Below are 22,840 nucleotides of genomic sequence, written 5' to 3'. Positions count from 1 at the left end.
ACCACGCAAGGAGCATCCAATGAGCATCCCGGCCGATCTGAAATACACCGAATCGCACGAATGGGTCCGCACCGAATCTGACGGCACGCTGACCGTCGGCATCACCGATCACGCGCAGGAAGCGCTCGGCGACATCGTGTTCGTCGAACTGCCGGCGGCGGGCAAAGCCGTCGCGGCGGGCGATGCGATCGCCGTCATCGAATCGGTGAAGGCCGCCTCCGATATCTACGCGCCGGTCTCGGGCGAAATCGTCGCATCCAATGATGCACTGACCTCCGCGCCGGATCAGGTCAACGGCGCGCCGTACGAAAGCTGGCTCTTCAAGATCAAGCCGTCGAGCGACGCCGGCCTCGAAAAGCTGCTCGACGCCGAAGGCTACGGCAAGTCGATCGGCGAATAACTTTTTTCATCGGCGAAAGCGGTTCTGTCGAAAAGAGCCGCCTTCGCCGCCAGCAGGAATTCACATGAAGCTCGAACACCCGGATCGCCTGATGAACCGCACCTCCCTGTCACTCGCCGCGCTCGAATGCCACGATGCGTTCGGGCAACGGCACATCGGCCCCGATGATGCGGACCAGCGCGCCATGCTCGACGCGCTCGGTTTCGCGTCGCGCGCGGCCTTCATCGACGCGGTGATTCCTGAATCGATCCGCCGCAAGGAAACGCTGCCGCTCGGCGCGTTCACGCAGCCGAAGAGCGAGGCGGAAGCGCTCGCGTACCTGCGCAAGCTGGCGGACGAGAATCTGGTGTTTCGGACTTACATCGGCCAGGGTTACTACGGCACGCACACGCCGGCGGTGATCCTGCGCAACGTGCTCGAAAATCCGGCGTGGTACACGGCTTACACGCCGTATCAGCCGGAGATTTCGCAAGGGCGTCTCGAAGCGCTGCTTAACTTCCAGCAGATGGTGATGGACATGACGGGCCTCGCGATGGCGAACGCATCGCTGCTCGACGAAGCCACCGCCGCCGCCGAAGCGATGACACTCCTGCAACGTGTCGGCAAGCCGAAGTCGAATGTGTTCTACGTCGCCGACGATGTGCTGCCGCAGACCATCGAAGTGGTGAAAACGCGCGCGAAGCCGGCGGGCATCGAAGTCAAGGTCGGTCCCGCAGCCGATGCCGCGAGCGCGAACGCGTTCGGCGTGCTGCTGCAATATCCCGGCGCGAATGGCGATGTGCGCGACTATCGCGCGCTCGCGGAAGCGATTCACGCGGCGGGCGGTCACGTCGTCGCGGCGGCGGATCTGCTCGCGCTCGCGCTCATCACGCCGCCGGGCGAATGGGGCGCGGATGTGGCCATCGGCAACACGCAGCGTTTCGGCGTGCCGGTCGGCTTCGGCGGCCCGCACGCGGCATACATGGCCGTGCGCGATGATTTCAAGCGTCAGATGCCGGGGCGTCTCGTCGGCGTGACGGTCGATGCGCAAGGCAATCCCGCGCTGCGTCTCGCGCTGCAAACGCGTGAGCAGCATATTCGCCGCGAGAAAGCGACGTCGAATGTCTGCACGGCGCAGGCGCTGCTCGCGATCATGGCGAGCATGTACGCGGTGTATCACGGCCCGCGCGGGCTCAAGACCATCGCGTTGCGCGTGAACCGCGTGGCGTCGATCTTCGCGGCGGGTGTTCGCAAACTCGGCTACACGATCGCCAACGACACGTTCTTCGACACGGTAACCGTGGAAAGCGGCGCGAACACGACGGCGCTGCATCAGGCGGCGTACGCGGCGCGCATCAACCTGCGCCGCGTGAGCGGAAGCCAAGTCGGCGTATCGGTCGACGAAACCACCACGCGCGACGACTTGCAGAAGCTTTTCGCGCTGTTCGCCGAAGTCGCGGGCAAGACCGGAACGTTCGATATCGACGCGCTCGATGCGGCGCTGAACGATCCGATTCCGGACGCGCTGAAACGCACGAGCGACTACCTCACGCATCCGGTCTTCAATCGCCATCATTCCGAGCATGAAATGCTGCGTTATCTGCGCAGCCTCGCCGACAAGGATCTCGCGCTCGATCGGACGATGATCCCGCTCGGCTCGTGCACGATGAAGCTCAACGCGACATCGGAAATGCTGCCGGTCACGTGGCCCGAGTTCGCGGCGATTCATCCGTTCGCGCCCGCCGAGCAGACGCTCGGTTATCGCACGATGATCGATCAGCTCGAACAGATGCTCGTCGCATGCACGGGTTACGCGGCGGTGTCGTTGCAGCCCAACGCGGGTTCGCAGGGCGAGTACGCGGGTCTGCTCATCATTCACGCGTATCACGAGTCGCGCGGCGAAGGACATCGCAATGTGTGCCTGATCCCGGCGTCCGCGCACGGCACGAATCCGGCGTCGGCGCAGATGGCGGGCATGCAGGTCGTCGTGGTTGCGTGCGATGCGAACGGCAACGTCGATATCGAAGATCTCAAAGCGAAGGCCGGCAAGCATTCGGCGAATCTCGCGGCGATCATGATCACGTATCCGTCGACGCACGGCGTGTTCGAACGCAATGTCCGCGAGATTTGCGACATCGTGCATTCGCACGGCGGCCAGGTGTATGTCGACGGCGCGAACATGAACGCGATGGTCGGACTCTGCGCGCCAGGCCAGTTCGGCGGCGATGTTTCGCACCTGAATCTGCACAAGACGTTCTGCATTCCGCACGGCGGCGGCGGACCGGGCGTCGGTCCGGTCGCGGTCGGCGCGCATCTGGCGAAGTTCCTGCCGAATCAGGCATCGACCGGATATAAGCGCGATGAAGCGGGCATCGGCGCGGTGTCGTCGGCGCCGTATGGCTCGGCCGCCATCCTGCCGATCTCGTGGATGTATATCGCGATGATGGGCGCGCAAGGCCTCACCGCCGCGACCGAAAGCGCGATTCTCGCGGCGAACTATGTCGCGAAGCGTCTCGCGCCGCACTATCCGGTGCTGTACAGCGGCCCGGGCGGGCTCGTCGCGCACGAATGCATTCTCGACGTCCGGCCGATCAAGGAATCGAGCGGCATTTCGGTGGAAGACGTCGCCAAGCGCCTGATCGACTACGGTTTCCACGCGCCGACGATGAGCTTCCCCGTGCCCGGCACGCTGATGGTCGAACCGACCGAATCGGAATCGAAGGAAGAGCTCGATCGTTTCATCGACGCGATGATCGCGATTCGCGAAGAAATCCGCGCGGTGGAAGAAGATCGCGCCGACCGCGAAGACAACGTGCTGAAGAACGCGCCGCATACGGCGGCGGCGGTGACATCGGACGAATGGGCGCACAAGTACACGCGCGAGGCGGCGGCGTATCCGCTGAAATCGCTGATCGCGCGCAAGTACTGGTCGCCGGTCGGCCGCGCGGACAATGCGTATGGCGATCGCAACCTGATGTGCTCGTGCGTGCCGATCTCTGACTACGCGGAGTAAGCGGACAACGTAAAGCATTGTCGGGCGGTATCGCGGCGCTCGTCGAACCGGCTAACATCTCACCCCGGACCAAAGCCAATCAAGGAGTTCGCATGGCGCGGAAGGTGCGAGAGATGAAACAAGTAAGTCGATTCACGGCGCTGGCGATGCTGTTCGCGTGGTCGCTGACGGCGCAGGCCGCGATGAATTTCTGCGCCGCGCCCGCGATGCAGACGAGCGAGCGCACCAATGCCGATCCTGGCGTGAAGGCGCTGGTGAAGACGGTGCAATCGCACGTGAACGACCAGCCGAAGCCGCGCGCGAAGCTGCATACGGAAGGCACGCTGCCGCACGAAGGCATTTACGACGAGAGCGTCGATGCCGAAAAAGACCTCGGCCTGATGCGCGATGCGGCGCTGGCGTGGCGCGCGACCGGCGACGAGCGCTATCTGCGGCTCGTCGACCGCTTTCTGTTCGCGTGGGCGACGACTTATCAGCCGAGCTTCAACCCGATCGACGAGACGAACTTCGAATCGCTGATTCTCGCGTACGACCTCACGGCGAGCGCCTTGCCGGTCAAGACGCGCAACGCGGCGAACGCGTTCATCACGAAGATGGTGACGGGCTATGTCGCCGATATGGACAAGCAGCCGCGTCCGCTCACGGGCAATTACCGCAACAACTGGCAGAGCCATCGCGTGAAGCTGGTCGCGATGGGCGCGTTCACCATCGACGACCGCAAGCTCATCAACGCGGCGCAGCGGTTGTTCGTCGAGCATATTGGCGACAACATCGCGCCGGACGGATCGACGGTCGATTTCGCCGAACGCGACGCGCTGCGCTACGTCACCTACGATCTTCAGCCGCTCGTGACGGCGGCGCTCGCCGCGCGGCGGCACAACCGCAACTGGCTGCCGGAGGGCGCACAGTCGGGCGCGACACTCGCTATTGCGCTCAACTGGCTCACGCCGTACGCGCTCGGCACGAAGACGCATGACGAATTCGTGAAGTCGTCCGTGCCTTTCGACGCCAAGCGCCGCGAGGCAGGATTGCCGGGATTTTCGGGTCAATGGGATCCGAAGAACGCGGCGGAACTCTTTCATCTGGCGGCCCGTCTCGACGGCCGCTACACGCCGGTCGCGCTGCGGCTCGCACCGACGCCCCCCGCCTGGCTCGCGGTGTGTCTGCCGCTGCCGGCGCGTTAATTCTTTCAGTCAGGTGATGTCATGGCAGTCAGCGTATTCGACCTCTTCAAGATCGGCATCGGACCATCGAGCTCGCACACCGTCGGACCGATGCGCGCCGCGTTGATGTTCGCGCAAGGGCTCGAGCGCGATGGGCTGCTGGCATCGACGGCATCGGTGAAATGCGAGCTGTACGGCTCGCTCGGCGCGACGGGCAAGGGCCACGGCACCGACCGCGGCGTGATGCTCGGCCTGATGGGCGACGCGCCCGATACCGTCGACGCGTCCAGCATCGTCCCGAGGCTCGACGCCGTGCGCGCGTCGAAGACGCTCGCGCTGCTGGGCACGCACGAGATTCCGTTCACGTTGAAGGAATGCATCGCGTTCTATCGGCAGGCGCTGCCGGAACATCCGAACGGCATGAAGCTCCACGCATTCGATGCGAACGGCGCGTTGCTGCGCGAGGCTACGTATCTGTCGGTCGGCGGCGGCTTCGTCGTGACGGCGGGTGCGCCGAATACGGCGGTGCTGAGCGCGCACGAGCAGTTGCCGTATCCGTTCCAGACCGGCGACGAACTCATGAAGATGTGCGCGGAGTCGGGCAAATCGATCGCGCAGTTGATGTGGGAGAACGAGCGCGTCTGGCACAGCGAGGACGAGATTCGCGCCGGCCTGTTGCGCATCTGGGACGTGATGCAGGATTGCGTCGCGCGCGGGTGCGGCATCGGCAACCCGGATGCGGATGGTTGCTTGCCTGGGCCGTTTCAGGTGAAACGGCGTGCGCCGCAGTTGTATCGCGCGCTGGCGGGCAAGCCCGAGCAGGCGCTGCGCGATCCGCTGTCGATGATCGACTGGATCAATCTCTATGCGATCGCGGTGAACGAGGAGAATGCGATCGGCGGACGCGTCGTCACGGCGCCGACCAATGGCGCGGCCGGGATCATTCCGGCGGTGCTGCATTACTACGACCGGTTCGTGCCGGGATCGAACACGCAGGGTGTGATCGATTTTCTGCTGACGGCTGCGGCCATCGGCATTCTGTACAAGATGAATGCTTCCATCTCCGGCGCCGAGGTGGGCTGTCAGGGCGAGGTCGGCGTCGCGTGCTCGATGGCGGCGGGCGCGCTGGCGGCCGTGCTTGGCGGAACGCCGGCGCAGGTGGAGAACGCCGCGGAAATCGGCATGGAGCATAACCTCGGGCTGACGTGCGATCCGGTCGGCGGGATGGTGCAGATTCCGTGCATCGAGCGCAACGCGATGGGCTCGGTGAAGGCCGTCAACGCCGCGCGCATGGCGATGCGCGGGGATGGGTCGCATTATGTTTCTCTGGACTCCGTCATCAAGACAATGAGAGAGACCGGCGCGGATATGAAGACCAAATATAAAGAGACTTCGCGCGGCGGGTTGGCGGTGAATATCGTGGAGTGTTGAGGTAGCTAACTGCTTTAACGCAGCTTTCTCCACGGAGAATGAAACATTCGTTAAACGAAGCATTGCACGTCGATTGGTGCGGTTAGCATCGGCAGATCCATGCAAAGATCTGCCGATTGCTTCGCTCGTCGATCGTCGAAGAAGTGATACGGCTGATTGCAAACCTGAGAGAGCCGTATTGAAACCCGATCAATTGCGTTCGCACAAGCAGGCGCTCAAGACGTTGACTGCGTCGCCCAAGTTCAGGCAAATGAACAAGAGCAAGTGGCCGAAGCCTTTCAACAGGATGGCCCGTCCGCGTGTTCAGGCGACCGATCTCATCCCCGTTTCGGACGCGCACCGCGTGCTGTTCATGTGGCGCGACGGCGACGAAATCACGGATCGATCATTTTACGGACACTTGATCTTCACTTCGCCGAAGGGCGATTTGTATCCACTGTTCGAGTTTCACTATCATCCAAGTCATAAGGGCGTGCATTGCAAGCTGCCCTGCGAAACGACCATCGATTATCGGAATCGCTTGCTGCCCGGTGCGCCAGAGCTTAACCTCGAATCATCTCGAGTTTTTGATCCGGGGGTTTCCGATGATCGCTCGGCACTCATCGTTCTGTTCTGCAGGGCCACGGGCATAACGATTTCGAACGAGCAAAACGGTCAGGGCGATCTACTGTGCAAGCTGAATTCTTGAAGCGAACCATCTGCGCGCTCTTTGAAGTTCACGAGGACGCTCGCGACGTGTACCGAATCGTCACACCGCTCGAATACGCGGGCACCGGAGATCGCGTGGTCGTTCGAGTGCGCATCCGAAACGGCGCGTTTTCGATCGATGAAAACGGAGAAGCTTGCCTCTGCGCAAGCATGATTGGCGGGGACGTCGAGTCCGGCGCCGTCGAGCAGTGGTCGCAGGGTCTATCCCAGTACAGTCCCGCGCGCCTGTGCGATGACGAAGTCATTCGCGCAACGACGACGGACGAGCGGTTGGTGGTCCCCTACGTTTTTCGCGTCGCCGAATCGGCGCAGCAACTGTATGGCGTCGCGACGTCTCGCGCCGAACGCCGGTCGGGTAGCGATTTTAAGGGCCGTCTATCGCGGACGATTGGCGAGATCGCCGAGGAGTTCGACCTGAAGCACCATTCGGAAGTCGAACTACCCATTTCGGGGAAGTTCATGGCAGACCACGTGATCGAAACGCCGACGCCTTCCATCGTCATCGCGGCAATGAGCGACACGCGGCTTCTCGAGGGAGAACTGATTCATATGCAGTATCGGGAAGCGAAGAAGCCGGGACATGTGCTGGCGATCGCAGAGAGCCAGTCAACTGTCGGCAAGGCACAGTTCGAACGCGCCAACTATTACACGTGGAAAACGGTGGTTTTCGATGCACGGAACCTTCGCAGCCTGATCGCCTCCGTGCTGCATTGAACTGGAACCTCAAGCCCCAATCAAGTTAACCACCTTCACATTCCGCGTATCCGGCACTTCGGCGTAAGACAGCACCTTCAACTGCGGCAAGCTTCTCCGAAGGAACCGCGCCAGCATCGCGCGAAGCGAATGCTGCACGAGCAGCACCGGCGGCAAGCCCAGATTCTGCTGGCGCATGATCGCGTTCTGCGTCGAGTTCAGCAGCGTTTGCGCGAGTCCCGGCTCCAGACCCGGATTCGTACCCGTCGACAAAGCCTGCGACAACACACGCTCCAGCGTCGGATCGAGGCCCATCACCTGCAGGTCGTCGGCGCCCGGATACCACTGCTGCGTGATCGCCCGGCCCAGCGCGAGGCGCACCGCCGCGGTGAGATCGTGCGGATCGGACATGCGCGGCGCGTGCTCCTGCAGCGCGTCGAGAATCGTGCGCATGTCGCGGATCGGCACGCTTTCGTCGAGCAGATTCTGCAGCACCTTCTGCAGCGTCGTGAGCGACAGCACCTTGGGCACCAGATCGTCCGTGAGCGAAGGCGTGTCCTTGCCGATGCGCTCGATCAGCGCCTGCACTTCCTGACGTCCGAGCAACTCCGCCGCGTGCGTCACGACTAGATGGTTCAAATGCGTCGCGACGACCGTGCTTGCATCGACCACGGTGTAGCCGTACACCTGAGCCTGCTCGCGCAGGTTCGTGTCGATCCAGACAGCCGGCAGGCCGAACGCCGGGTCCTGCGTCTGCGCGCCCGGCAGCGCGGCCGACACCTGTCCCGGATTGATCGCGAGCCACTGTCCGGGGAACGCCTCGCCCACGCCCACTTCCACGCCCTTCAGCGCGATCCGGTATCCGTTCGGCCGCAGTTCCAGATTGTCGCGAATATGAATGACCGGCGGCAAAAAGCCGATTTCCTGCGCGAACTTCTTGCGGATGCCCTTGATACGCTTGAGCAGTTCGCCATCGCTGTTGCGATCGACGAGCGGAATCAGGCGGTAGCCCACTTCCAGCCCCAACGGATCGATGAGCGACACGTCCTCCCAACTCGCCTCCGAGTTCTCCGCCGTGGCAGCCGCGGCGTTCGCCGCGAGCGGCGTGACATCGGTGACGGCGCTCTTCTTCTTCGCCTCGGCGCGCTTGTTCATCGTGCGCGCGGCATAGATGAGGCCGCCACCGAGCAGGATGAACGCGAAGTGCGGCATGCCCGGAATCAGGCCCATGATGCCGATGATCACGCCCGTGATCATCAGCACGCGCGGATTCTGGAACAACTGGCCGGTCAACTGCGTGCCAATGTCTTCCTCGGTCGCGACGCGCGATACGATCACGCCCGCCGCCGTCGAGATGATGAGCGACGGAATCTGCGCGACGAGGCCATCGCCAATCGTCAGCAGCGTGTAGTTGGTCGCCGCGTGCGCGAAGTCCATGTCGTGTTGCAACATGCCGACGATCAGCCCGCCGACGACGTTGATCACCATGATCAGCAAGCCCGCGATCGCGTCGCCGCGCACGAACTTCGATGCACCGTCCATCGAACCGTAGAACTCGGCTTCCTGCGCCACGCTCTGACGGCGCTTCTTCGCGGTTTCCTCGTTGATGAGACCGGCGTTCAGATCGGCGTCGATGGCCATCTGCTTGCCGGGCATCGCGTCGAGGGTGAAGCGCGCGCCGACTTCCGCGATACGTCCCGCGCCCTTCGTGATCACCATGAAGTTGATGATCATCAGGATCACGAACACGACGATACCCACCGCGAAGTTCCCGCCGACGAGAAAGTGCCCGAACGATTCGATCACCTGACCCGCGGCGTCGGGGCCGGTGTGGCCTTCGAGCAGCACGATACGCGTCGACGCCACGTTCAGCGACAGCCGCAGGAGCGTCGAGAACAGCAGCACGCTCGGGAACGCCGCGAAATCGAGCGGCTTTTGCGTGTACATGCTGACGAGCAGCACCATCACCGACAGCGCGATGTTGAAGGTGAACAGCAAGTCGAGCAGAAACGCGGGCAAGGGCAGAATCATCATGCCCAAGATCATGCAGATCAGGATCGGGCCGGCTAAGGCTCGCAAGTTCTGCGTGCCCAGCGCGTCGGGCCGTTTGGCGAAAAATCCAGCGCGCGCATTCATGCTGCGGCTCCATTGTCAGGGTTGTCGCCGGCCAAAGCCTCTGCGGCTTCGCGGTCGGCGTCGGCGTCTGAAACGCCGCCTTTGTCCAGTTCCTTCGGCACGTCGAGATCGGAAGGTTCGTCCGGCTTCGTGCCGCCGTCTTCCTTGTAGCGCTTGAGCTGGTAGACCCACGCCAGCACTTGCGCGACCGCGCCGTACAGCGCGCCCGGAATCTCCCGGTTGATCTCGACGTTGTGATACAGCGCGCGCGCCAGCGGCGGCGCTTCGAGCAGCGGCACGTTGTGCTCGCGGCCCAGTTCGCGGATGCGCGCCGCGACCAGATTCACGCCCTTCGCGACGACCTTCGGCGCGCGCATCTGGCCGTCGGTGTATTGCAGCGCGACGGCGAAGTGCGTCGGATTCGTGACGATGACATCGGCGGTCGGAATCGCCTGCATCATTCGCCGACGTGCGGCCGCGCGCTGCTGCTGGCGGATCTTGCCCTTGATGTGCGGATCGCCCTCGCTTTCCTTGTGCTCGCGCTTCACTTCTTCCTTGCTCATGCGCAGCTTCTTGGCGTGCGAGTAGAGCTGATACGGCACGTCGACGGCGGCGACGAGAAACAGCCCGCCGATCGCCATGCCGCAACACACGAAGATCAGATGCATCGCGTCGGCGAGCGCCAGATCGAGCGGTTTGGTCAAGAGGCCGAGCACTTCGGCCTTGCGGCTCCAGATCGCGGAGCCCGCGATGCCGCCGACGATCACCGTCTTCAGCACAGACATGCCAAGCTGCACCGGCCCCTGGATCGAGAAAATCTTACCGAGGCCGCTGATCGGATTCAGCCGACCGAAGTTCGGCGCGAGCGGCTTTGTCGTGATGAGCCAGCCGCCGAGCGCCATTGGCGCAGCGAGCGCGGCGAAAGCCGACAGCAGCAGCACCGGCAGCACGGCGAACAAACCTTCCTTGCTCGCGTTCGCCGCGCCGATCATCATTTGGCGCGTGTCGAGCACGGTTTCGTGGTTGAACATGAACGCGCCGCGCAGAATCGACTGCAAATGCGCGCTGATCGGACCCGCCATGCCCCACACGCCGAAAAACCCCGCCGCGAGCAGCGCGAAAGACGCGAGTTCCCGCGAGCGCGCAACCTGGCCTTCCTCCCGCGCCTTTTCCAGGCGCTTGGGAGTGGCTGATTCGGTTTTTTCGAGATCGCTTTCTTCTGCCACCGGGCCTTACTCCGTTGCTTGCATCGTTTGCATTGCGAGCGGCGCGAAGCCGCTTTTTGATGAAAGCGATTATTGCGGAAGGCGTCGAGCGGCCATCGGCGGATAAAGCCGGGGAAAAGGGGGTTATTCGGTAGATGAAAGCGCGGGAAACAAAAGCGGCGCGTGCCTCGCAAGGAAGCACGCGCCGTTCTGCATGAAGAAGTGAATGCGGTCAGGCGCCAGGCACGCGCCCGTCCGGACCGTAAAAGCCGCTCTTCGAGGGCGCGACCTGCAACGCCGCGAGCGCCTTGCGGTTGTATTCCATGCGCGTGCGGATCAGCACGCCGTTGTTGTTGTTGCCCTGTTTCGCGCGACGGGCGGAAGCGGTGAGCAACGCCCATTGCCCGGCGATCGCCTCGTCGCTGGCGGCGGCGGCTTCCATGCCGGCGAAGCCGCCCGGGAAACCGAGCGCGTTCAACTGCTCATCGCGGGTCTTTTCGAGAACGGAGATGCGCTCGGTCAGCGCGGTCTTGTGCTCGATGATCGAAGGCAGCGCCGGAAGCGGCTGCGCTGCGATCAGCGCTTTTTCCTCTTCGACGAGGAGGTTTTCGAAGGCCTGAACAGCGGCGACTTCTTCGGTGACGGTGGCAAGCAGGGCGTCTTTCATTGCATCGCTCGAAAAGCGGTTTCAAAAAGCCGCCCGGTTTCGCGAACGCCTGCCGTCACGCGCCTGTGCGCGCCCTGGAAGCGTTCAGCCGCCGGTCGGCGGGGTTCTCGTTTGCAGCAGGTCGCGCGCGGTGCTCAGAATGCCGTCGGCGATCTTGCTCGTGTCGATCTTCAGGCTGCCGTCGCGGATCGCGGCCTTGATCGATGCGACTTTCGCCGTATCGATGTCCGAGCCGTTCGATGCGCGCAGGTCGCTCGACAACGACGACAAGCTCACCGTCGAATTCGTCGCCGGGTTCGCGCCCGACTGTTGCACGGTGCCCGTGGCGCCTTTTGCGTCGTTTTGCGACGCGCGCTGCAGGTTGTCTTGAAGGCCTGCCAGATTGGTGTTGCTATTCGATTCGATTTTCACGATGTCCATTCCCGAACGTGTTGAGTCCTTTATCGGCGACGGTGCTTGAAAACTTTACCCTGCCGGGGGACTGCCAACTGCCGTGCGGCGTGCTCATCGTCTTCAAAGCCTTATCTGGCGGCCTTTAGGCGCATTTGCAACAAAATGCAACAAGCGTGGGGGACCGAACACTCCGGTTCTTTACAGCGAAATCTCCACCGTCTGGGCGTCCTTCACGATGCCCGTGATGATCTGTCCCGCAGCGGTTTTCACACGAATCTGCTGGCCGGGCGCCGCGTTGTTCATCGCGGTGCCTTCGGCGGAAATCGAAAAGCCGGAGCCGCCCGCGACCACATGCACGTTCTGGCCGATCGCCACCGAGCTCGCTGCGCGCAGCATGTCGGTGCGCAGCGGCAAGCCAGCCGGCACGCGTCCGAGCGCCACCGCGCCCACGGCCTGCGCCGGATCGGTGACGATCGCCTGCGGCATCGCGGTGATATCGCCGTCGCGGGCGACGAGATCGGCGTTGGACAGCACTTCGCCCGGCGCGATCGCGCGCGCGGCCTGATAGTACGTAGCGTTGATCGACACGCGCGCTTGCACGTAAAGCGTCCACGGCCGCTCGCCGACGCAGCGCACACCGACGGTCATGCGGCCCCAGAGCCGCGCGCCGGTCGGCATGAACGGATCGAGCGCGGAGCAGGCGGCGAGTCCGCGCGGAAACACCGGCGTGACGGTGATCTCGACCTTGCCAGGCAATCCCGCGGCCTGCTGTTGAAGAAAGCCGAGCGCCGCGACGCGGATCGATTCGCCATCCTGCATCGCGGCGTTCGCGTTCTGGGCTTGCGGCAAGGCGGCGGTCGCGGACGGATTGAAGCTGACGCGCTTCATCGGCGATGCCACCGGCGACGCGGAGCCGGCCGCGACGGGCTTGGCATTCGTGCCGCGCGCGATGCCATCGTCGCGTGTCACGACGACGGGAATGACATCGCGTGATACGGAAGCGGCAGGCGCTTTCGCAAGCGACGGAGCAATGGCGGGCGCGACGGCCGCGGACGGCGCAGCAACCCGCGCAGGCTTCGCTTCGCCCGGACCGGGAATGACGATCATGCCACCCGCGTCATTCATGGAATCGTCGGCGGCGTCGGCGCGGGCTTCGAGTTCGAGCGCGGCGTTGCGCATCGCGGCGTCGGCGGCTTTCGTCGCGGCGCGATAGCCGGACTGCATCGCCGCAACGGGAGCGGGCGCGGGCCGCGCAGCCGGTGCAGCGGGTGCGTTCAGCTTCTGCGCCATGCCGGCCGCGGCGGCGGGATTGGTTTCGGCGTTGCCCGGAATGACGATCATGCCGTCGCTTTGCTGAGCCTGTGCGCTCAACACGACGCCCATGAACAGCGACGCGCCCAGCGTGCGGCGCGCGAACGTCGCTGCGGCGCGAGCCGTAGGGTTCGATGCACGCTTTGCGGACCTGCTCATCACTTCTCTCCGTTGCCGATTCGATCGAGCCGCACCTGCGCGGCATTAACGAAACGAATTCTAGATATCCGCCACAACGGGCAAGCGTCGAATAGAGGCCGCGTTTCCCGGTTATTCGTCGGATTAGTTCTTGCGCGCCGCTCCTAAGATGCGTGTCATGCAAAAAGCCCTCGGCGCCGCCGACAGGAGAAACCGCAATGCTAGACAGACTCGACAAGGAATTCGCTTTTGGCCGTGAGGCGCTCGACGTGCGCGCGTATCGGCAGGAATTGCTGTCGTCGAATATCGCCAACGCCGACACGCCCGGCTACAAGGCGCGCGACGTCGATTTCTCCACCGCGCTCGCGGGTGCGCTGAAGCCGGGCGGCGACGCATCGAACAAGGCGACGTTGAAGATGGCGCACCCCGTCAGCGTAAGCGCGAGCGCCTCGATGAGCGTGACGTCGAAGGGCCATATGTCGGGCACGTCGACGCTCTTTGCATCGGGCGGCTCGAGCGACGACTACGGCAAGCTCGCCTATCGCGTGCCGAACCAGCCGTCGCTCGACGGCAACACGGTCGATCTCGATGCCGAGCGCGTGCAGTTCGCGGACAACGCGCTGCACTTCGAAGCGGGCATGACGGTGCTGAGCTCGCAAATCAAGTCGATGCTCTCGGCGATCACGTCGAATAGCTGAGCGCATCAGGAGAAGAAATGCCCTCTTTGATGAACATCTTCAACGTCGCCGGCTCGGCGATGTCCGCTCAGGCGCAGCGCCTGAACGTCACCGCGTCGAACCTCGCGAACGCGGACAGCACGACCGGCCCGGACGGCCAGCCGTACAAGGCAAAGCAGGTCGTGTTCGCGGTCGATCCGCTCGGCGGCGCGCGCACCGCGTCGGGCCAGCAGGTCGGCGGCGTGCAGGTGACCGGCGTCATCGACGATCCGAGCCCGATGAAAACCAGCTATGACCCGAGCAACCCGGCGGCGAACGCGGACGGCTACGTGACGATGCCGAACGTCGATCCGGTGCAGGAGATGGTCAACATGATTTCCGCCTCGCGTTCCTATCAGGCGAACGTCGAAACGCTCAACACAGCCAAGCAATTGATGCTCAAGACTTTGACCATCGGCACCTGATTCGGACATTCAAGGAAAACAACGTGACGACCAGCACAACCATCGGCAGCAACGGCACCAATGTGTCGCAGACGCTGCTCGACACCATGAACGGCACGTCGTCGAGTTCGGCGGCGTCTTCGTCGAGCTCGGCGACCGGCGCGCAATCGGCGTCGGATCTGCAGAACACCTTCCTCACGCTGCTCGTGACGCAGTTGAAGAACCAGGACCCGACGAATCCCGCCGACAGCTCGCAGATGACCTCGCAGCTCGCGCAGATCAACACGGTGACGGGCATCGGCCAGTTGAACACGTCGCTGTCTTCGCTCGCGACGCAGCTTTCCGCCGGCCAGCAGACGCAAGCCGCGCTGCTCATCGGCTCGAACGTGCTCGCGGCGGGCAACGGCATGACGGTGTCGAGCGGCGCGTCGTCGAGCTTCGGCGTGCAACTGGCCAACAATGTGAGCGACCTGCAGATCGTCGTGAAGAATTCCTCCGGCCAGATCGTCAACACGCTCGATCTCGGCGCGCAAGGCGCGGGCGTCGTGCCGGTGACGGGCTGGAAGCCGGTCGACTCGAAGGGCAATACGCTCGCCGACGGCAGCTACACGATCGCCGCGCAAGGCACGATCAACGGCCAGCAGGCGACCGCGACGACGCTTTCCGCTTCGCAGGTCCAGAGCGTCGTGCAGATGACGGGCGGCGCGCCGGGGCTCAAGCTCGCGAACGGTTCCACGGTGGCGCTCACGAGCGTCGCGTCGATTCTCTAAACAGACATTTTTTAGGACGAGCGCGAACTCGTCGCGGAGAAACACATGAGTTACCAACAGGCATTGAGCGGTCTGGGCGCGGCATCCAGCGACCTCGACGTGATCGGCAACAACATCGCGAACGCGAATACCGTCGGCTTCAAGCAAGGCGCCGCGCAATTCGCGGACATGTACGCGAGCTCGATGGCCACGGCCGTCAGCAATCAGATCGGCATCGGCACGCGCATGTCCGAAGTGCAGCAGCAGTTCTCGCAAGGCACGATCACGACGACCAATCAGGCGCTCGACGTCGCGATCAACGGCAACGGTTTCTATCAGTTGTCGAACAACGGCTCGGTCGTGTATTCGCGCAACGGCGTGTTCCATCTCGACAACAGCGGCAACATCGTCAATTCGTCCGGCCTGCAACTGATGGGCTACGCGGCGGATTCGAGCGGCGTGGTCAACAGCGCGAGCACGGTGCCGCTGACGGTGCCGACCGCGAACATCGCGCCGACCGCCACGAAGAAAATCACCGCCGCGTTCAACCTGAACTCGCAGGACGACGTGAAGGCCGCCGCGGATTTCGATCCGGCCAACGGCAATACATACAACGCGTCGACGTCCGTCGATGCGTACGACTCGCTCGGCGGCACGCAAAAGGTCTCGGTGTACTTCACGAAGTCCAGCACGAACACGTGGGAAGCGTTCGCGGGCTATGGCGATCCGGTCACGCAAAAGAAGGATCTCGGCCCGGTCACGTTCGATTCGTCGGGCAACATGACCAGCGGCAAGACCTTCTCGTTCACGATCCCGGACGGCGCGAGCGCAACGTCGGGCGCGACGCAGACGCTGACGCTGGACCTCTCCGGCACGACGCAGTACGGCGCGAAGAGCGGTCTCACGAACCTGCATCAGGACGGCAACAGCACGGGCGAACTGACGGGCTTCACGGTCGGCACGGACGGCATGCTGACGGGCAACTACTCGAACGGCGAAACTAAGGCGCTCGGCCAGATCGCGGTCGCGAACTTCAACAACCAGAACGGTTTGCAGAACCTGGGCGGCAACGTGTATGCGCAGACGGCGGCCTCGGGCGCGGCGCAGGTCTCCGTGCCTGGCTCGACCAACCACGGCACGTTGCAAGGCGGCGCGGTGGAGAATTCGAACGTCGATCTGACGAGCGAGCTCGTGAATCTGATCACCGCGCAGCGCAACTATCAGGCGAATGCGCAGACGATCAAGACGCAGCAGACCGTCGACCAGACGCTGATCAATCTGTAAGCATCGTCCATAAGCAATAGGGAAGGAAGCGATTCATGGACCGTCTGATCTACACCGCGATGACCGGCGCAAGCCAGGCGCTCGAACAGCAGGCCGTCACGGCGAACAACCTCGCGAACGCGTCGACCACGGGTTTCAAGGCGCAGCTCGCGGCGTTCCGCCAGGTGCCGATGTCGTTCGAGAACCAGTCCGCCGATGGCACGACGCGCACCTTCGTGCTCTCGTCGACGCCGAACGCGGACTACTCCGCGGGCCCGATCCAGCAGACCGGCAATCCGCTCGATGTCGCCGTTCAGGGCCCCGGCTGGCTGTCCGTGCAGGCGGCCGACGGCAGCGAGGCATACACGCGCGCGGGCAATCTGCACGTGGATCAGAACGGCCAGCTCGTCAACGCGAGCAACCTGCCGGTGCTCGGGAACGGTGGTCCGCTGTCGATTCCGCCGGGCGCTGAAGTGACGATCGGCAAGGACGGCACGATTTCCGCGCTGATTCCGGGCGACCCGCCGACGGCCATCGCGGTCGTCGATCAACTGAAGCTCGTGAATCCCGATCCGGCGACGATGACGCGCGGCGACGACGGCCTCTTTCGCACCGCGACCGGCGACCCCGCCGACGCGGACCCGAACGTCGTCGTGGCTGGCGGGGCGCTCGAAGGCAGCAACGTGAACCCGGTCTCCGCGATGGTCTCGATGATCACCAACGCGCGCCAGTTCCAGATGCAGACGAAGCTGATGGAATCGGCGGACCAGAACGAACAATCGGCCAACAAGCTGCTGAACTTCTCCTAAGCGGCGACGCAACAGACACTCAGGAAACGCAAGAACATGAATCGCTCTCTTTACATCGCCGCGACCGGCATGAATGCGCAGCAGGCGCAGATGGACGTGATCTCCAACAACCTCGCCAACGTCGGCACGAACGGCTTCAAGGGCTCGCGCGCGGTGTTCGAGGATCTGCTGTATCAGACCACGCGCCAGCCGGGCGCGAACTCCACGCAACAGACCGAGCTCGCATCGGGCGTCCAGCTCGGCACGGGCGTGCAACAGGTCGCAACGGAGCGCCTGTACACGCAGGGCAACCTGCAGCAGACCGGCAACTCGAAGGACGTCGCGATCAACGGCCAGGGCTTCTTTCAGGTGACGATGCCCGACGGCACGACCGCCTACACACGCGACGGCTCGTTTCAGACGAACGCGCAGGGCCAGCTCGTCACGTCGAGCGGCTATCAGTTGAATCCGGCGATCACGATTCCGCAGAACGCGACGGCGATCACCATCGGCTCGGACGGCACGGTGTCGATCACGCAGCCGAGCAGCACGGCCAGCACGACGGTCGGCTCGATCCAGCTCGCGACCTTCATCAACCCGGCCGGCCTCGAAGCGCGCGGCGAAAACCTCTTCTCCGAAACGGGCAGCTCGGGCGCGCCGAACGTGTCGCAGCCGGGTCTCAACGGCGCGGGTTCGCTGCAGCAAGGTTACGTGGAAGCGTCGAACGTGAACGTCGTGCAGGAACTGGTGAACATGATCCAGACCCAGCGCGCGTACGAGATCAACAGCAAGGCCGTGACCACGTCCGACCAGATGCTGCAGACGCTCTCGCAGATGCAGGTTTAACCCTCTATTCGACGGATCGGAATCAGGCGGATGGCGTCACACTGACGCTTCATTCGCTTCAAAAGAGTTATCACGATGTCGTCTACTCACATTCTTTCGCGCTTTTCGATGGCCGCGCTCATTTCAGCGCTCGCCGCGTGCGGCCTCGTGCCGAGAGAGCCGATCGTCCAGCAGCCGATGACCGCGCGTCCGCCGCAGCCGCCCGTCGGCACGCGCTCGCCCGGCGCGATCTACAACGCGGGCTACGCCGGCCGGCCGCTTTTCGAAGACCAGCGTCCGCGCAACGTGGGCGACATCCTGACCATCGTGATCTCGGAAAACGTCAACGCGACGAAGTCGTCGGCGGCGAATACGAATCGCAACGGCACGGGCGCGTTCCAGGTGCCGACCGTGCCGGGCATCTTCGGCGGTCTGTTCAACAACACGAATCTGTCGGCGACAGGCGCGAACAAATTCACGGCGGCGGGCGGCGCGAGCGCGGCGAACACGTTCAGCGGCACGCTGACCGTGACCGTCACGGACGTTCTGTCCAACGGCAATCTGATGGTGAGCGGCGAAAAGCAGATGCTCATCAACCAGGGCAACGAATTCGTGCGCTTCTCGGGCGTCGTCAACCCGACGACCATTTCGGGCACCAACACCGTGTTCTCCACGCAAGTCGCCGACGCGAAGATCGAATACTCGGCGAAGGGTTACATCGACGAAGCGCAGAACATGGGCTGGCTCCAGCGCTTCTTCCTCAACGTCGCGCCGTTCTGATCATGAATCCGCTTCTCCGTTTCGTTTCGTTCTCGCTCGCGGCCGCGCTGGTCGCGATCGCCTCCGCGCCGCATGCTCACGCCGAGCGCCTCAAAGACCTCGTCTCGTTCCAGGGCGTGCGTGACAATCCGCTGATCGGCTACGGCCTCGTCGTCGGTCTCGACGGCACCGGCGACCAGACGATGCAGACGCCGTTCACGACGCAATCGCTCACCAACATGCTCGGCAATCTCGGCATCACGGTGAACTCGGCGACGACCCAGAACATGCAGTTGAAGAACGTCGCGGCCGTGATGGTCACCGCGACGCTGCCGCCGTTCGCGCGTCCCGGTGAAGCGATCGACGTCACCGTTTCCTCGCTCGGCAATGCGAAAAGCCTGCGCGGCGGCACGCTCCTGATGTCGCCGCTGAAGGGCGCCGACGGCCAGGTGTATGCGATGGCGCAGGGCAACCTCGTCGTCGGCGGCGCGGGCGCGAGCGCGAACGGCAGCAAGGTGCAGGTGAACCAGCTCGCGGTCGGCCGCATTTCGGCGGGCGCGATCGTCGAGCGCGCGGTGCCATCGGCGTTGCAGCAGCAGGGCGGCGTCATGCAGATGGAACTGCGCGAGATGGATTTCGACACGACGCAGCGCATCGTCGCGGCGGTGAACAACCAGTTCGGCATGGGCACGGCGCTCGCGCTCGACGGCCGCACGATTCAATTGCGCGCGCCGCAGGACGCCAGCGAGCAAGTGTCGTTCATGGCGCAACTGCAGAACATCGACGTGCGTCCGGCGCAGGCCGCCGCGAAGGTGATCCTGAACGCGCGCACCGGCTCGATCGTGATGAATCAGATGGTCACGCTGCAGAACTGCGCGGTCGCGCACGGCAACCTGTCGGTCGTCATCAATACGAAGACAGCGGTGAGCCAGCCGGGCGCGTTCTCCAACGGGCAGACGGTCGCGGCGAAGGAATCATCGATTCAACTGAAGCAGGACGGCGGCGCGCTCAAGATGCTGAGCGCGGGCGCCAATCTCGCGGATGTCGTGAAGGCGCTCAACGCGCTAGGAGCCACGCCGGCGGATCTCATCTCGATCCTTCAGTCGATGAAGGCGGCGGGTGCGTTACGCGCCGACCTCGAAATCATCTAGGAACGAACAAGAACCTATGAACTCGAACACGAACGGAATCGCCAGCACCGCGCTGGCATCGACCGATACGACGAGCGGATTCTCGGGCCTGTCGAACCGTTTCGCGCTCGATACGCAGGGCTTCGATGCGCTGCGCGCCCAGGCCAGCGCCAATCCGCAGCAAGGGCTCAAGGAGGCCGCGAAGCAGTTCGACGCCGTCTTCACGCAGATGATGTTGAAGAGCATGCGTGACGCGACGCCTTCGGACAGCCCGTTCGAATCGAACGATACGAAGTCGTTTACGTCGATGCTCGATCAGCAGTTGTCGCAGCAGATGTCGTCGAAGGGTATCGGCGTCGCGGACATGATGCTGAAGCAGTTGATGCGCAACGCGGGCGCGCAGAGCGGCGCTGACGGGAAGGGCGGCGGCGGCGCGATGGGCACGACGAACGCGATGCAGGCGCTCGGCGGCATGTCGGGCGGCAGCGGCGATCTCGAAGCGAACGCGGGCAATCTCGCCGCGATGAACGCGATGGCCAAGGCTTACGCGGCGGCGCAGGCCGGCAAGAACAACGCGCCGCTCGCGGGCAAGGGCTATACGGCGGCGGATTCGCTGGAGCCGCCTGTGCGCGGCAACGGCACGGACAAGGTCAACGCATTCGTCGACCGGCTCGCCGTGCCGGCGCAGGCCGCGAGCGCTGCGACGGGCATTCCGGCGCGCTTCATCATCGGCCAGGCCGCGCTGGAATCGGGCTGGGGCAAGCGCGAGATCAAGCATGCGAACGGCGCGACGAGCCACAACATCTTCGGCATCAAGGCGACGAAGGACTGGGGCGGCAAGACGGTCAGCTCGGTCACGACGGAATATGTGAACGGCCAGCCGCGGAAGATCGTCGAGAAATTCCGCGCCTACGATTCGTACGAGGAAGCGCTCACCGATTACGCGAGCGTCATCAAGAACAATCCGCGCTATGCGCCGGTGATTCAGGCTTCGCGCGATGTCGCGGGCTTCGCGCACGGCATGCAGAAGGCGGGCTACGCGACCGATCCGCAATATGCGAAGAAGCTCATTTCGATCATGCGCCAGATCGTCTGACGAAGCGTGCGCTGCGCATTTTCAAAACAGCCGATGATTGCGGTCGCGTTCTTGCTGACTAGTTCGGAGGCGAGTATTCGGCGCTGATGCGGCAGCAAACGTTTTACGTTATAAGGGACGGCGCACCACATACTTTTTACGCGTGCGAACCCTAAACTTTCAAAGAGGCATGCCGCTAACCTGAATAATCGAAGTGCCGGGCCAATAGGGGTTCGGATCGACGCGCGACGTTCGGGGAAGTGGGCGGAAGCGCGGGCACAATGAATACGGCTAGCACCATGAACACCAATCACAAGCATGACGTTGCCGACGACGATATCGCGCCGATCGTGGATTTTGGCCGGCGCAATCCGCTGGAAATCGGCGTGGCGCTGCGCAATCTCGCGAATCGCGGAGACTTTCTGACGGCGCAATATGGCGACGGGCAGATCGTGACGCGTTTGCTCGATGTCGATGTGACCGCGCATCGGTTCACATTCGACTGGGGCGGCGTGCCGGAGCAGAATCGCGGCGTGCTTGCATCGCCGAAGCTGATTTTCAGCGCGGCGCCGGATGGCGTGCGTGTGGAATTCACGACGCCCACGCCGCGCGAGACGGTATTCGACGGGCGTCCCGCGTTCGAAGCGGAATTTCCTCCGGTGTTGTATTACATGCAGCGGCGCGAGTATTTCCGCGTCGAGGCGCCGGTGCTCGATCCTTATATGTGCACGGGCTCGCTGCCGGAAGGCGATCGGTTCCGTTTCGAGGTGCATGATCTTTCGCTCGGCGGCGTGGCGTTGCGCACGACGGATGAGCGCGTGGCGAGTCTCGAGATGGGCATCGTGGTGCAGGATGCTGAACTGCATTTCAGCGCGAATGGGCGGATTACGGTGGATATGATGCTCGTTTCGCATCGGGAATCGACTACGCCTAAGGGGGATCGTCGGTTTACGATCGGGTTCAAGTTTGTTTCTATGCCGGGGTCGGCGGAGAATACGCTGCAGCGGCTTATCACTCAGCTCGAAATGAAGCGGCGGTCGTTGGCGAAGTAGATTTTTTTCGGTGGGTCCCGTTTTCGTGTCGGTTTATTAGCGTTGCCCCTGTGCGGGGCGGCACCTACATTCTTTGCTCGGGACCAGAGTAAGCGCTAAAGCGCCAACTCTGGTCGACGCAAAGAAAGTAGGCAAAGAAAGCAGCTTTCCCCAGCCTAAGCACTTCATGCCGGCCGCGGCACAGAACTAATTTCGTGGTCCAGCAGTAGCGAGTGCCCCCACAAACCTCACCGGGCTTGGATCGCGCACGGTCTGATACATCGCATCGCTTAACATACTGGTTCAGCACCTGCTAGCTCCAGCCCGCTTCGCGGCCGACGGGTCCATCGGGTTTGCGCGCTCTATCTCGCTGCATCTCTTCTCGCTGGTTCCCCTCGCAGACCCTTCGGCAGCGCGTAGCGCTGTGCCGAAGCTATTTCGTGCGGAACCAGCGCCCTTGAAGTTATGGTTTGTCGGATCGTGCGCGGTCCACGCCCGATAAGACCTTTGAGGGCACTCGCTATTGCCGGACCACTAATCGATCGCCTGTGCCGCGGCCGGCATGAAGTGCTTAGGCTGGGGATAGCTGTTTCTTTGGTTGCTTTCTTTGCGTCGACCAGAGTTGGCGCTTTAGCGCTTACTCTGGTCCCGAGCAAAGAAAGTGACTGCCGCCCCGCACAGGGGCAACGCTAATAGACCAACGCGAAAACGGGACGACCCCACCGAAAGCGAACCAAAAAGAAAAATAAGCGGCGGTTTCAAACCGAAGTGCAACGAGGGGGTTAATGTTTAGCGTTTTGAGGTTGTCCCGCTGAGGCAAGTGTCGCAGCGAAAACCTCGAATGGCGAATGGAACGCGTGGGTTGCGCGCGGCCGGCTGTTCAG

Annotated in this window: 21 protein-coding genes; 16 read left to right on the top strand and 5 right to left on the bottom strand. The window is 63.3% G+C overall.

Going from position 1 to position 22,840, the window contains the following annotated elements; genetic code table 11:
* Positions 1 to 19 precede the first annotated feature (19 nt).
* The 6 genes from gcvH (at position 20) to AWB75_RS00080 (ending at position 7,408) form a co-directional block, all read left to right on the top strand.
* Complete coding sequence (gene gcvH, locus AWB75_RS00105; RefSeq protein WP_061122061.1) at positions 20 to 400, top strand: glycine cleavage system protein GcvH; 381 nt, start codon at positions 20 to 22, stop codon at positions 398 to 400.
* A gap of 64 nt (positions 401 to 464) precedes the next feature.
* Positions 465 to 3,392 carry an aminomethyl-transferring glycine dehydrogenase gene (gene gcvP, locus AWB75_RS00100; protein WP_061122060.1) on the top strand — a complete coding sequence of 976 codons (2,928 nt, stop codon included), beginning with the start codon at positions 465 to 467 and terminating at the stop codon, positions 3,390 to 3,392.
* Between the two features lie 92 nt (positions 3,393 to 3,484).
* Positions 3,485 to 4,576 carry an alginate lyase family protein gene (locus AWB75_RS00095; protein WP_061122059.1) on the top strand — a complete coding sequence of 364 codons (1,092 nt, stop codon included), beginning with the start codon at positions 3,485 to 3,487 and terminating at the stop codon, positions 4,574 to 4,576.
* A 21-nt stretch (positions 4,577 to 4,597) separates the two neighbouring features.
* Entirely contained in the window at positions 4,598 to 5,986 is a 1,389-nt protein-coding gene (locus AWB75_RS00090; RefSeq protein WP_061122058.1) for an L-serine ammonia-lyase, read from the top strand.
* A gap of 178 nt (positions 5,987 to 6,164) precedes the next feature.
* On the top strand, positions 6,165 to 6,674 hold the full coding sequence (locus AWB75_RS00085; RefSeq protein WP_061122057.1) for a hypothetical protein: 510 nt from the start codon (positions 6,165 to 6,167) through the stop codon (positions 6,672 to 6,674).
* Positions 6,656 to 7,408: a hypothetical protein gene (locus AWB75_RS00080; RefSeq protein WP_061122056.1), complete on the top strand. Its 753-nt coding sequence runs from the start codon at positions 6,656 to 6,658 to the stop codon at positions 7,406 to 7,408. Before AWB75_RS00085 ends, AWB75_RS00080 begins: the two co-directional genes overlap by 19 nt.
* Before the next feature lie 9 nt (positions 7,409 to 7,417).
* Here AWB75_RS00080 and flhA read toward each other — a convergent pair whose 3' ends face one another.
* The 5 genes from flhA to flgA form a co-directional block, all read right to left on the bottom strand.
* Positions 7,418 to 9,523, bottom strand: coding sequence for a flagellar biosynthesis protein FlhA (flhA, locus tag AWB75_RS00075; protein WP_061122055.1), 2,106 nt, complete (start codon positions 9,521 to 9,523; stop codon positions 7,418 to 7,420).
* On the bottom strand, positions 9,520 to 10,728 hold the full coding sequence (gene flhB / locus AWB75_RS00070) for a flagellar biosynthesis protein FlhB (protein ID WP_061122054.1): 1,209 nt from the start codon (positions 10,726 to 10,728) through the stop codon (positions 9,520 to 9,522). Before flhB ends, flhA begins: the two co-directional genes overlap by 4 nt.
* Before the next feature lie 211 nt (positions 10,729 to 10,939).
* On the bottom strand, positions 10,940 to 11,374 hold the full coding sequence (locus AWB75_RS00065; RefSeq protein ID WP_061122053.1) for a flagella synthesis protein FlgN: 435 nt from the start codon (positions 11,372 to 11,374) through the stop codon (positions 10,940 to 10,942).
* An 84-nt stretch (positions 11,375 to 11,458) separates the two neighbouring features.
* Positions 11,459 to 11,785 (bottom strand): flagellar biosynthesis anti-sigma factor FlgM, encoded by a 327-nt coding sequence (flgM, locus tag AWB75_RS00060; protein WP_061122413.1) that lies wholly within the window; start codon positions 11,783 to 11,785, stop codon positions 11,459 to 11,461.
* A gap of 180 nt (positions 11,786 to 11,965) precedes the next feature.
* The gene (gene flgA, locus AWB75_RS00055; RefSeq protein ID WP_061122052.1) at positions 11,966 to 13,237 is read right to left on the bottom strand and encodes a flagellar basal body P-ring formation chaperone FlgA; all 1,272 of its coding nucleotides are present in this window, start codon (positions 13,235 to 13,237) and stop codon (positions 11,966 to 11,968) included.
* 197 nt (positions 13,238 to 13,434) lie between these two features.
* On the opposite strand from flgA, the gene flgB reads away from it, so the two are divergent.
* From flgB to AWB75_RS00005, 10 genes are all read left to right on the top strand, one after another.
* Complete coding sequence (gene flgB / locus AWB75_RS00050) at positions 13,435 to 13,914, top strand: flagellar basal body rod protein FlgB (protein ID WP_061122051.1); 480 nt, start codon at positions 13,435 to 13,437, stop codon at positions 13,912 to 13,914.
* Between the two features lie 17 nt (positions 13,915 to 13,931).
* Positions 13,932 to 14,357 carry a flagellar basal body rod protein FlgC gene (flgC, locus tag AWB75_RS00045; RefSeq protein ID WP_061122050.1) on the top strand — a complete coding sequence of 142 codons (426 nt, stop codon included), beginning with the start codon at positions 13,932 to 13,934 and terminating at the stop codon, positions 14,355 to 14,357.
* 23 nt (positions 14,358 to 14,380) lie between these two features.
* Complete coding sequence (locus AWB75_RS00040) at positions 14,381 to 15,106, top strand: flagellar hook assembly protein FlgD (protein ID WP_061122049.1); 726 nt, start codon at positions 14,381 to 14,383, stop codon at positions 15,104 to 15,106.
* A 45-nt stretch (positions 15,107 to 15,151) separates the two neighbouring features.
* Positions 15,152 to 16,369, top strand: coding sequence for a flagellar hook protein FlgE (gene flgE, locus AWB75_RS00035; protein WP_061122048.1), 1,218 nt, complete (start codon positions 15,152 to 15,154; stop codon positions 16,367 to 16,369).
* A 35-nt stretch (positions 16,370 to 16,404) separates the two neighbouring features.
* The gene (gene flgF, locus AWB75_RS00030) at positions 16,405 to 17,157 is read left to right on the top strand and encodes a flagellar basal-body rod protein FlgF (protein WP_061122047.1); all 753 of its coding nucleotides are present in this window, start codon (positions 16,405 to 16,407) and stop codon (positions 17,155 to 17,157) included.
* 36 nt (positions 17,158 to 17,193) lie between these two features.
* Entirely contained in the window at positions 17,194 to 17,982 is a 789-nt protein-coding gene (gene flgG / locus AWB75_RS00025) for a flagellar basal-body rod protein FlgG (RefSeq protein ID WP_061122046.1), read from the top strand.
* Between the two features lie 75 nt (positions 17,983 to 18,057).
* Complete coding sequence (locus AWB75_RS00020) at positions 18,058 to 18,741, top strand: flagellar basal body L-ring protein FlgH (protein ID WP_061122045.1); 684 nt, start codon at positions 18,058 to 18,060, stop codon at positions 18,739 to 18,741.
* A gap of 2 nt (positions 18,742 to 18,743) precedes the next feature.
* Entirely contained in the window at positions 18,744 to 19,871 is a 1,128-nt protein-coding gene (locus AWB75_RS00015) for a flagellar basal body P-ring protein FlgI (RefSeq protein WP_061122044.1), read from the top strand.
* A gap of 16 nt (positions 19,872 to 19,887) precedes the next feature.
* Entirely contained in the window at positions 19,888 to 20,946 is a 1,059-nt protein-coding gene (gene flgJ / locus AWB75_RS00010) for a flagellar assembly peptidoglycan hydrolase FlgJ (RefSeq protein WP_061122043.1), read from the top strand.
* 278 nt (positions 20,947 to 21,224) lie between these two features.
* Complete coding sequence (locus AWB75_RS00005) at positions 21,225 to 21,977, top strand: flagellar brake protein (protein WP_061122042.1); 753 nt, start codon at positions 21,225 to 21,227, stop codon at positions 21,975 to 21,977.
* The last annotated feature ends 863 nt before the right edge of the window (positions 21,978 to 22,840 follow it).

This window comes from Caballeronia catudaia (assembly GCF_001544755.2).
Lineage (GTDB): Bacteria > Pseudomonadota > Gammaproteobacteria > Burkholderiales > Burkholderiaceae > Caballeronia > Caballeronia catudaia.
Note: the sequence above shows the minus strand (reverse complement) of the source record. Positions and strands in the feature narration are given on the sequence as shown.